The sequence below is a fragment of the Streptomyces sp. NPDC001348 genome, assembly GCF_053597535.1.
On record NZ_JBSFIK010000053.1, the window covers coordinates 49623 to 60601 of the forward strand.

Annotated in this window: 10 protein-coding genes and 1 pseudogene; 7 read left to right on the forward strand and 4 right to left on the reverse strand. The window is 72.1% G+C overall.

The genetic code is table 11. The features are described from left to right. Positions 1–271: 271 nt before the first annotated feature. A complete protein-coding gene (locus tag ACWC21_RS36700; protein ID WP_450888496.1) occupies positions 272–2539 on the reverse strand; it encodes a heavy metal translocating P-type ATPase in 2268 nt (755 codons plus the stop codon). Positions 2540–2818: 279 nt separating this feature from the next. Between ACWC21_RS36700 and ACWC21_RS36705 the strand changes: the two genes are divergently transcribed. Beyond that, positions 2819–2947 carry a hypothetical protein gene (locus tag ACWC21_RS36705; protein ID WP_450888475.1) on the forward strand — a complete coding sequence of 43 codons (129 nt, stop codon included), beginning with the start codon at positions 2819–2821 and terminating at the stop codon, positions 2945–2947. A 57-nt stretch (positions 2948–3004) separates the two neighbouring features. Further along, the gene (locus tag ACWC21_RS36710) at positions 3005–3661 is read left to right on the forward strand and encodes a carbonic anhydrase (RefSeq protein WP_450888477.1); all 657 of its coding nucleotides are present in this window, start codon (positions 3005–3007) and stop codon (positions 3659–3661) included. A gap of 32 nt (positions 3662–3693) precedes the next feature. On the opposite strand, the gene ACWC21_RS36715 is transcribed toward ACWC21_RS36710, so the two are convergent. Both ACWC21_RS36715 and ACWC21_RS36720 read right to left on the reverse strand, forming a co-directional pair. Then, positions 3694–4524: a hypothetical protein gene (locus ACWC21_RS36715; RefSeq protein ID WP_450888478.1), complete on the reverse strand. Its 831-nt coding sequence runs from the start codon at positions 4522–4524 to the stop codon at positions 3694–3696. Between the two features lie 35 nt (positions 4525–4559). Beyond that, complete coding sequence (locus ACWC21_RS36720) at positions 4560–5267, reverse strand: AraC family transcriptional regulator (protein WP_450888480.1); 708 nt, start codon at positions 5265–5267, stop codon at positions 4560–4562. A gap of 197 nt (positions 5268–5464) precedes the next feature. Between ACWC21_RS36720 and ACWC21_RS36725 the strand changes: the two genes are divergently transcribed. Then, on the forward strand, positions 5465–6151 hold the full coding sequence (locus ACWC21_RS36725) for an alpha/beta fold hydrolase (RefSeq protein WP_450888482.1): 687 nt from the start codon (positions 5465–5467) through the stop codon (positions 6149–6151). A 261-nt stretch (positions 6152–6412) separates the two neighbouring features. Here the strand turns inward: ACWC21_RS36725 and ACWC21_RS36730 are convergent, their stop codons facing one another. Then, a complete protein-coding gene (locus ACWC21_RS36730) occupies positions 6413–7294 on the reverse strand; it encodes a LysR substrate-binding domain-containing protein (protein ID WP_450888483.1) in 882 nt (293 codons plus the stop codon). A 71-nt stretch (positions 7295–7365) separates the two neighbouring features. Here ACWC21_RS36730 and ACWC21_RS36735 point away from each other — a divergent pair, with 71 nt between their 5' ends. The 4 genes and pseudogenes from ACWC21_RS36735 to ACWC21_RS36750 all read left to right on the forward strand — a co-directional run. Next, positions 7366–8571, forward strand: a complete 1206-nt coding sequence (locus tag ACWC21_RS36735) for a thiolase family protein (RefSeq protein ID WP_450888485.1) — start codon at positions 7366–7368, stop codon at positions 8569–8571. Continuing rightward, entirely contained in the window at positions 8568–9263 is a 696-nt protein-coding gene (locus ACWC21_RS36740) for a 3-oxoacid CoA-transferase subunit A (RefSeq protein WP_450888487.1), read from the forward strand. The genes ACWC21_RS36735 and ACWC21_RS36740 overlap by 4 nt, the downstream gene beginning before the upstream one ends. Continuing rightward, positions 9260–9925, forward strand: a complete 666-nt coding sequence (locus ACWC21_RS36745) for a 3-oxoacid CoA-transferase subunit B (RefSeq protein ID WP_450888489.1) — start codon at positions 9260–9262, stop codon at positions 9923–9925. Before ACWC21_RS36740 ends, ACWC21_RS36745 begins: the two co-directional genes overlap by 4 nt. 549 nt (positions 9926–10474) lie before the next feature. Further along, positions 10475–10979: pseudogene (locus tag ACWC21_RS36750) on the forward strand (non-reducing end alpha-L-arabinofuranosidase family hydrolase); the annotation flags it as partial.

Sequence of the window (10979 nt, forward strand, 5' to 3'; positions counted from 1 at the left end):
TGATCACCCCCACGTCTGGTGCCGGGGAGGCGACCGCTGGCCCTCCACAGCACCGGACCTATAGATCATTACTGGTCGCCTCGTGTCCGAACAGCCGAAGCACGGTCAATCTAGACCATCGGGGCCGGTATGAAGAGAGGATCTGGGTAATTTGTGCTTTCAAGGTCCGAGACTGGCCCGACCGACCGGTAACCGTCCGGGGCCGCCCGCCGCCACCGCGAACTCGTCGCCCGGGTGGTCCACACGACGGCAAGCGCTCCCATGCCGTCGTTCACGGAGCGAGGGAGAAGTAGTTCTCCTCCTCCTGGGTGAAGTGCAGACGCAGGACGGTGTTGAGGCCGTAGAGGCACGAGCGCAGGTCGTCGAGCTGTTCGGGGGAGAGGCCACCGCCCGCGTGGGCGAGTTCGAGGTGGGTGGCGATGCGACGGGAGAGGCGTTCGATCTCGGTGTGGGCGCGGCTCATGGTGGCGGTGGCCTCCGGACCCCCCAGCGCCGGCGCGAGGGCGGGATAGAGCTCGTGCTCCTCGGCGTACTCGTGCGGCAGCAGCCGCTCGGCCAGGAGCCGGTGGGTCTCCTCCACCGCGGCCAGGGCCGTCGGGCCGGGGCCGTCGGAGAGGCGGTCGGCGGCGTCGCGCACGGATTCGAGGACGTCCTGGAGGTCGTCGTGTTCGGCGGCGAAGCGGTGGATGAGGGCTTCGGCGGCGGGGGTGAGGGCCGGCCGCGCGGCCTGGGGGACGCGCAGGGCGCGCAGGGCGTTGAGGATGACGGCGACGTCGATGCCCTCCTGGAGCAGGGCGCCGGCGGCGGGCGGAAGCAGACCGAAGGCGGCCGCGACCATGGCGGCCAGGGACATCGACATCCCGCCGAGCGCGCTTTGCACGGCGATGCGCCGGGCGCGCTGGGCGATGGCCACGGCGTCGGCGAGGCGGTCGACGCGGTCGTTGGTCAGGACGATGTCGGCGGCCTCGGAGGAGGCGGTGGAACCGCGGGCGCCCATGGCGACGCCGATGTCGGCGGCGGCGAGGGCGGGGGCGTCGTTGACGCCGTCGCCGACCATCACGGTGACCGCGTGCTCGCGTTCGGCACGTACGGCGGCGACCTTGTCGGCGGGGCCGAGTTCGGCGCGTACCTCATCGAGGCCGAGTACGGCGGCGACCTCGTGGGCGGGTTCGGCGCGGTCGCCGGTGAGCATGAGGATCCGTTCGATGCCTGCCGCGCGCAGGTGACGCAGGGTGCGTGGCGCGTCGTGGCGCAGGGGGTCGCGCAGGAGCACGGCACCGGCCAGGTGTCCGTCGACCGTGAGCCAGGCGACGGCCGCACCGTCGAGCAGGGCGCGGTTGCCGACCGCCTTCGCCCAGCCCGGCCGCGCGGTCGCGGCCTCCGTGCGGCCGATCGAGATCCGGTGTCCGTCGACGGCGCCGGAGGCGCCCCGGCCCGGCTCCTCGGTGACGTCCGCCGGGACGGAGAGAGCCAGTCCGCGTTCCCGGGCGGTGTCGACGATGGCCTGGGCGAGGACGTGCGGCGAGTACTGGTCGAGCGAGGCCGCCAGCCGGAGCACTTCGGTCGGTTTGCCGCCGGGCGCGGCGATCACGTCGAGGACGCGGGGGCGGCCACGGGTGAGGGTGCCGGTCTTGTCCAGCAGCAGGGTGCGGGCGCCGCCCAGGTTCTCCAACGCGCCGCCGTCGCGGATGACGACGCCGAGGCGGGAGGCGCGGGAGAGGCCGGAAACGATGGCGACAGGAGCGGCCAGCAGCAGCGGACAGGGGGTCGCGACCACCAGGACGGCGACCGCGCGCACCGCGTCCCCGCTGAGCAGCCAGGCCAGTCCCGCCACCGCGAGGGACAGCGGCAGGAACCAGGCCGCGTACCGGTCGGCCAGCCGTACGACCGGCGCGGACTCGGCGCCGGCCTGCTGGGCCAGCCGTACGATCCCGGCGTAGGTGCTGTCCTGCTCGGTTGCGGTGGCGCGCAGTTCGAAGGCGCCACCGGCATTGACCACGCCACTGCGCACCGGCTCGTCCCGGGCCCGTTCGACCTGGAGGGCCTCGCCGGTGAGCACCGACTCGTCGAGGACGGCCGCGGTGCTCACCACCCGGCCGTCGACGGGGACGACCTCGCCGGGGCCGACGACGAGCAGGTCACCGACGGCGACCTCGGCAAGCGGCACCGTGGTCACGCCCGCGACGCCGCGGCGGCGCGCGGAGCGCGGTGCGTGTTCCAGCAGGGCGCGCAGGTCGTGGGAGGCGCGGCGCTGGGCCGCGGACTCCAGGGTGCGGCCGGTGGCGAGCATCAGCGCGATCAGCGCGCCGGCCAGGTATTCGTGGACGGCCAGGGTGCCGCCGAGTGCGAGGACGGCGATGAGATCGACCCCCGCGTGGCCGTGCCGGAGCGCGGCGATCACCCATCCCACGGCGGGGACGACCGCGGACAGGGTCCCCAGGGCCCAGAAGAGGTCGGCGACGTCCCCGGCCCCGGCGAGCCAGGCGATGCCGCCGGCTGCCAGGGCCGCCGCGGTGACGGTCAGGAGAGCGGGTTCCATCCGGTTCGACACCACCGCCGCGGTCAGGCGGTGCAGCCGTGTGGTGGGCGTGCGCTGGGTCATGACGTACCTCGGTCCGTCCGGCGCGGCGATCGTGGGGCCGGCTCCCTTCCAGTACATCGCGCCGTCGGGTGCCGCAGCGAGCGGACGTCCGGCCCTGTTTCCGGGCCGTGCGGACGACGGTGCGTGTGTCTGCTCCGGTCACGGCCCGTGCCGTTCGGTGCGGAACGCCGGCTTCCCGGTCGGGCGGCCCGCGCTCGGCACGTGGACCGTGCCGGCGTGGGCGGACCGGTCGACGTGCGCGTCGCCCACGCGTCGCCGTACGCGTGCGTCGTGCGCGGTGGCGCCGTCGTCCGCTTCGAGCGGTTCATGGACACCGCGCTCGTCCGCCGGGCCATGAGCACCTGACCCGTCGACCGTGGACCCGGCCTCGCGCATCCGGGCCGCCGGCCGTACGCTGCGGCCATGACAGAGATCCAGGCCGCAACCCCCCGAGAAGCGTTCGAGCTGCTGCTGGCCGGCAACCAGCGGTTCATCGCGGGTGCCCCGGAGCACCCGAACCAGGACGCCACCCGCCGTACCGAGGTCGCTCCGTCCCAGCGCCCTTTCTCCGTGCTGTTCGGGTGCTCCGACTCCCGCCTGGCCGCCGAGATCATCTTCGATCGCGGTCTGGGTGACCTCTTCGTGGTGCGCACGGCCGGCCATGTCATGGGCCCGGAAGTGATCGGCAGCATCGAGTACGGCGTCGACGTGCTGGACTGCCCCCTGGTCGTGGTCCTCGGCCACGACTCGTGCGGGGCGGTCGGCGCGGCGTGCGCGGCGCTGGAGGACGGCATGGCGCCGGCCGGCTACATCCGGGACGTCGTCGAGCGGGTCACCCCCAGCGTGCTGGCGGCGAGGGCCGCCGGACGCGTGAGTGCCGACGAGATCCTCGCGGAACACGTAGGACACACCGTGGACCTGCTGCTCGACCGTTCCCGCCTGCTGGCCGACCGGGTCGCTGCCGGCCGGGCGGCAGTGGTGGGCTTGTGCTACAGCCTGGCCGACGGGACCGCGCGTCTCGTCGCGGCCCGTGGCCTGGACCTGCCCGTCGCCTCGGCTCCCTCGTATCTGGCGTCCTGACCGCGACGCGGCCCTCCGTGCCCTTGCCGTCCTCACGGCGGTGAGCGACCCGACAGGACCTGACCGAGCTTGCGCAGCACCTCGGCGACGTTGGCCCGATATCTCCGCAGTGCTCGCAGCCCGGCGGCGTAGCCTTCGCGGTGTCGTGCGATGTCCGCGGTCTGCTTCCGTGCACGTACGGAGTGCCAGATTTCGGCCGTCCGCAGACTGCGCTTGCACGTGACGTCCGCGACGGCGGTCGCTCGTTCCCGCCGCGTGTGCCGGGTGTTGCCGCTGCTGTCCCGCTGCCAGGCCAGGTCCGAGAAGGCTGCGTCGGGGTCGGGACAGCGGGTGAATCCCTGCTCCGACACACAGCGGGACCACCGACCCCAGGCCGCGCGGAGGCGTGGGTCACGCCTGACCGCTTTGTCGACCTCGATCGCCCGTTTGTCCGCGTACAGCCAGTCCCGCTCGATGTCCACGCCCCGCATCAGCCGCCGGTCCGCCTGCAGGGTGCAGGCGGGCAAGTCCGCGTACTCGGCGTAGGTCATGCGACGGCCCGTGGGCCGGGAGGCCGGGTGTTGTGCGGGGTCCCAGCCGTATCCCCAGCGGCGCGCGGCGTCGAGGTCGAGGGCGCCGTAGTCGGTGCCGACCGCGGTGCTGACGACGGGATCGCTGGGGAAACGGGGGTCGAGCGGGAAGTGCGGGTGACCGTGGTCAGCCATGCACTGCCGGACCAGTAATGCCGACGCCTGGTGGGATCGCCGGTGGTCCCGTGGTGTGTAGTCGTAGCGGTCCACCGGCAGGGGGCCGAGATGCGACGCCGTGCGGACGGCCTCCGGGTGCTCCGGACCCGAGGCGCAGAACGCCGCAAGCACCGTCACCAACGCCACGGCACCCGGCCGGCACCCCCGTCCCATCATGGCCAGGGATGCTGGCGGGCTCGGTAGCGGCCCGGGGTCGTTCCGACGATGTCGGTGAACGCCGAGATGAAGTGGCTGGGGTTGGCCCATCCGCAGGCGTAGGCGGTGCGGATGGTGTCGTGGCCGCCTGCGAGGAGTACGAGCGCGTGGTGGATGCGCAGCTGCGTGCGCCACTCGTAGAAGGTCATGCCGAGTTCGTTCCGGAGCAGTCGGCTCAGCGTGCGGGAGCTTGCTCCGATCGTCCTTCCGAGTTCGGCGAGCGTGGTGTTGTCCGCCGGTCTCTCGTACAGCACCCGGGCGATGGCTCGCAGCCGGTCGTCCCGCGGCTCCGGCAGGTGCAGTGGCTGTTCGTGTGCTTCGCGCAGTTCGTCGACGAGCACGCGAAGGAGGCGAGAGCGTGCGGAGCGGCTGTAGTCAGGTGCCGCGTCGTCGGAGTCACGGGGGCCGGTCAGGGCGAGCAGGACCTCGCGAGCGAGGCCGGAGGCCAGGAACACGGCGGGGTGGTCCGGTATCAGCCGGGCGAGGGACGGCGCGAGAAACACGATCCGCATGTCGGTGTCGCCGTGGGCGCGGTGGTAGTGCGTGAACTCGGCGGGGGTCCAGGCGACCCGGTTGGCGGGAACGATCGACGTGCCGCGCTCGGTGTGAACCGTCAGGACACCGCTGGCCGCGTACACCAGGTGTCCCCGTGCGTGCGCCTGCACTGCGCTTGTCCCGCCGGACGGCCACAGGTGGCGCCCGCCGGACGGCCACACATGGGACGTGACACCGGCGGTCCGACGGGGTGGGCGGCCAACTTGGCGGCGATCGGGCATCACTTGGCATCGTATCGCTAGCAGGCCACGCCGTGACCCGGCGAGACTGCTGCCATGCGAAGTGCTCTGGGGAGAAGGAGAAACGCATGGCGACGTTCGTCCTGGTGCCGGGTGGCTGGCACGGCGCCTGGTCGTTCGAGGCGGTGGTCCCGTTGCTGGAGCGTGCCGGTCATGCCGTGCACGCCCTGACACTGACCGGTCTGCGGCCTGACGACGACCGGACGACGGTCGCGACCGCCAACCTCGACACGCACGCCGACGACGTGTTGCGGCTCCTCGATCACGCCCACGTCACCGACGCGACGCTGGTCGGCCACAGCTACGGCGGGATGGTGATCGCCGCCGCCGCAGATCGAGCCGACGGCCGGGTCTCCCGGCTGGTGCATCTGGACGCCTACGTACCGCGCGACGGCGAGTCGTGCTGGTCGTCGACGACCGAGCGCTACCGGGAGGTGTTCGCCGCCGGGGCCGCGACCACCGGCTACGCCGTCCGACCGCCGGACGGCGGCGATCCCCGCCGCCGCCCCCATCCCCTCGCCTCTTTCCTGCAGACGATCCGGCTCACCGGAAGGTTCGCCCAGGTCCCGCGCCGGGAGTTCGTCCACTGCTCGGGATGGGCGGACCGGACGCCGTTCTCCGGACTCCGTGCCCGGCTCCTGGCCGATCCTGAGTGGCGGGTCCACGACCTTCCGACCGGCCACGACGCGATGCACGAGGCCCCCGAGGCGGTCGCCGCACTCCTGCTCGACGAATGCGACGCGGATGCATCCTGACCGCCTCGGCCGGTCTCGCTTCCTCCGACGCCGTCGCGGCACGCGGAAACCGGCTCCCGTCATCGACGCCGGGGCGCACGACACGGCGCCGCGGTCGGGCGGGATGCGGCTTCACGGAGCGGCGTCGCGGGGGCGAAGCGCCCGGGGTGAACTCCGGGAGCGCGGCGTCGTCCCGACCACCGGTTCGAGCACCACGATCCGGGCCGCGCGCTCGCCGTCGGCCGCCGGGACGGTGACCGCACACAGGCCCGGCCGCATCGCTCAGAACGCCGTCCGGATGATGCCCACCGTACGCGCCAGATGCGGCTCGCAGCGGTCGGCGCGGTGGGCCACCGCCAGTTCCACGCGCGCATCGGCCCCGGTCAGGGGCAGATAGACGACGCCGTCCAGCGTCAACGCCGTCACCGGCTCGGGCACCACCGCGACGCCGAGACCACCGGCCACGAGTGTGACCAGCGTCGAGGTCTCGCCGACCTCGTGGCGGATGTGCGGTTCGACGCCGGCGTCACGCAGGAGGCCCAGCACGACGTCGTACATCACGGACCGCCGGTCGGCGGAGTGCACGATCAGGTCGGCCCCGGCCAGGTCCACGGCGCGCAGCCGTTTACGGCGGGCGAGGGGGTGGTCGTGGGGGACGGCGACGACGAGCCGGTCCCGGCGCAGGGTGTGCACGGTGAGGGAGAGGTCGGCCGCCGGAGGGCGCAGCAGCGCGACATCGATGGCGCCGGTCCGCAGCGCCTCCACCTGGTCGGGTGCGAGCATCTCGCCGCGGAAGGAGAAGTCGACACCGGGAAGTTCCTCCGTGAGCCGTCGTGAGAGCGCGGGCAGGAGGCTGTACGTCGCCGAGCCCACGCATCCGATGGCGAGGTGACCCACCGAGCCGGCCGCGACGAGCCGTGCGTGGCGGGTGGCCTCGTCGACGTCGGCGAGGATGGCGCGCGCCCGCTCCAGGTAGGCCCGGCCCGCCTCGGTGAGGTCGACGCGGCGAGTGGTGCGGTGCAGCAGCTCGATGCCGAGCTCGGCCTCGAGCTGGCGGATCTGCTGGGAGAGCGGCGGCTGGGCCATGTGGAGCCGCTCGGCGGCGCGGCCGAAGTGGCGTTCCTCGGCCACCGCCACGAAGTACCGCAGGTGCCGAAGATCCATACGTCGTCCATATCAATCGGCTGGGACATGCGTACTTCAGAATATCGCCACCCCTGACTAGCGTCGCTGCCATGAGTGCTTTCCTGTACGCCGCGACACGGACGCCGTTCGGCCGCTTCAACGGCGCGCTGGCCGGCGTCCGCCCCGACGACCTCGCCGCCGCCGCCATCACCTCGACGCTCACCGGGGTGCCTGGCCTCGACCCCGCCGCGATCGACGATGTGGTGTGGGGCAACGCCAACGGCGCCGGGGAGGAGAACCGCAACGTGGGCCGCATGGCGGCACTGCTCGCCGGGCTTCCGGTGAGCGTGCCCGGCGCCACGGTCAACCGGCTGTGCGGCTCGAGCCTCGACGCGGCGATGACGGCGAGCCGGCTGATCGAGTCCGGTGACGCCGAGGTGGTGCTGACCGGCGGCGTGGAGTCGATGACGCGTGCGCCGTGGGTGCTGCCCAAAACGGCGAAGCCGTTCCCCGCCGGCGACGTCACCGCCGTCTCGACCACGCTCGGCTGGCGGTTGGTCAACCCGCGGATGCCCAAGGACTGGACGGTCAGCCTCGGCGAGGCCAACGAGCAGCTTGCGGAGCGCTTCGGGATCTCCCGTGAGCGGCAGGACGAGTTCGCCGCCCGCTCCCACCAACTGGCCGACGCGGCGTGGGAGTCGGGCTTCTACGACGACCTCGTGGTGCCGGTGGAAGGGGTCGGCCTGACCCGCGACGAGGGCATCCGCGCCGGATCCACACCTCAGGTGCTGGCGGGACTCAAGCCGGTCTTCCGTGCACCGGAGCAGGGCGGCACCATCACCGCGGGCAACGCCAGCCCGCTCAACGACGGTGCTTCCGCGGTGCTGTTGGGAAGCGAGACGGCCGCGGGCACGATCGGGGCCGACCCGATCGCCCGCATCGCCGGTCGCGGCGTCATGGCGCTGGAGCCGCAGTCCTTCGGCTACGCCCCGGTCGAGGCCGCGAACCGTGCGCTCGCCCGGGCCGGGATCGGCTGGGACCAGGTGGGCGCGGTCGAACTCAACGAGGCCTTCGCCGTGCAGTCGCTCGTCTGCCTGGACGCGTGGAAGATCGACCCGGCCATCGTCAACCAGAAGGGCGGCGCCATCGCGATCGGCCACCCGCTGGGCGCCTCGGGCGGCCGCATCCTGGCCACGCTGGCCAAGGTGCTGCGGGAGACGAAGCAGCGCTACGGCGTCGCCGCGATCTGCATCGGTGTCGGCCAGGGCCTGGCTGTCGTCCTGGAGAACTGCGACACGACGGGAGCGGACCGATGAGCCGGGCCGAGATCGTCGAAAGCGCGGACGCGGCGGTCGCCGGGATCGAGGACGGGTCCACCGTCCTCGTCGGCGGCTTCGGCCTGGCCGGGATGCCGTTCGACCTGATCGACGCGCTCATCCGGCAGGGCGCGAAGGACCTCACGATCGTGTCCAACAACGCCGGCAACGGCGACGTCGGACTGGCCGCACTGCTGGCCGCCGGCCGGGTGCGCAAGGTGCTCTGCTCCTTCCCGCGCCAGGCCGACTCCTGGGTCTTCGACCGCCTCTACCGTGCGGGGAAGATCGAGCTGGAAGTGGTGCCGCAGGGCAATCTCGCCGAGCGGATGCGCGCGGCCGGCGCCGGCATCGGCGCGTTCTACTGCCCCACCGCGGTCGGCACACCACTGGCCGAGGGCAAGGAGGAGCGCGAGATCGACGGCCGGAAGTACCTGCTGGAGTACCCGATCAAGGGCGACTACGCGCTGATCAGTGCGCATGTCGCCGATGCGATGGGCAACCTCGTCTACCGGAAGACCGCCCGTAACTTCGGACCGGTCATGGCCACGGCCGCGACGACGACCATCGTCCAGGTGGACGAGGTCGTCGAGCCCGGCACCCTCGACCCCGAGGCCGTTGTCACCCCGTCCATCTACGTCGACCGGGTCGTCCGGGCGGAGGCCCGTCGCTACACCGTGCAGGGGGCACGATGACCACCACGCCAAGCGGCCGCGCACGCGCCGACCAGCGGCTCTCGATGGACGAGCTGGCCGCCGTCATCGCCCGCGACATCCCGGCCGGCGCCTTCGTCAACCTCGGCATCGGACAGCCCACCAAGATCGCCGATCACCTGCCGGCCGACTCCGGGGTGGTGCTGCACACCGAGAACGGCATGCTCAACATGGGCCCGAAGGCCGAGGGCGACGCGGTCGACCCCGACCTGACCAACGCCGGCAAGGTCCCGGTGACCGAGCTGCCGGGGGCGGCGTACTTCCACCACGCCGACTCCTTCGCCATGATGCGCGGCGGCCACCTCGACGTCTGCGTCCTCGGCGCCTACCAGGTCGCCTTCGACGGCGACCTCGCCAACTGGCACACCGGCGAACCCGACGACATCCCCGCCGTCGGCGGTGCCATGGACCTCGCCATCGGCGCCAGGGACGTCTACGTGATGATGACGCTCTTCACCCGCTCCGGTGAGCCGAAGCTCGTACCGCGGTGCACCTACCCGCTCACCGGCATCGGTTGCGTCAGCCGCGTCTACACCGACTGCGGTGTCTTCGACCTCGGCCCCGAGGGGGTACGGATCCGGGAGACGTACGGGGTCGGCGCCCGCGAGCTGGCGGAGCGGCTCGGCCTCACGGTGTCCCTCTGACCCGGCGCGGCCGCCGGCCTGACCGGCGTGGTCCGCCGACGGGCCCGGCGAAATATTTCGACGTCGATCGCGAATCTTGCGAGAGGTATTGACGCCGCTCACCGGCCCCCTATCATCCAGTTTGCTCGACACCTCGCACCTTGTTCGATATCTCGCGCATACCGGAGTCTCTCCACTCACAGAGCGGGGCGGCTCCGGGGCGCATCCACCGGCACGGCCGAGTCGCAGGGAGCAGCTATGCGTATGTCATGGACTCATCATTTCCGTTGGCGCCCGCGGCCGCCGACGTCCGTGACCAGGGCCTCGCCTCCACCGCCACGGTCCGGCCCGACCTCTTCGCGACCGCTGCGAAGCGCCGCACACCGACAAGTCCGGACCGCCTCCGACGCGGCTCACCGGAACCACTTACGCGAGAGTCAAGAGGTGCTCATGCGCAGGGCAAGTGCCAGCCGCAAACGTCTGTCCGTGATGCTCGCCGCCGTGGTCGCGGCCCTGGTCTCCTTGGCGGCGACACTCGTCGCCAACCCGGCTCAGGCGGCCACCCGCGCGTGTTCCCTCCCGTCCTCGTACCGGTGGACGTCCACGGGTGCGTTGGCGCAGCCGGCGAACGGGTGGGTGTCGCTGAAGGACTTCACCAACGTGGTGTACAACGGCAAGCACCTGGTCTACGGGTCGAACGTGTCGGGATCGTCGTACGGCTCGATGATGTTCAAGCCGTTCACGAACTGGTCGGACATGGCCTCGGCCGGCCAGAGCGGGATGAACCAGGCCGCGGTGGCGCCCACGCTGTTCTACTTCGCGCCCAAGAACATCTGGGTGCTGGCCTACCAGTGGGGTGCGTGGCCGTTCATCTACCGCACGTCCAGCGACCCCACCAACCCCAACGGCTGGTCCGCGCCGCACCCGCTGTTCACCGGCAGCATCCCCGGCGCCGCCCCGATCGACCAGACCCTGATCGGCGACGGCCAGAACATGTACCTGTTCTTCGCCGGTGACAACGGCAAGATCTACCGGGCGAGCATGCCGATCGGGAACTTCCCGGGCAGCTTCGGCT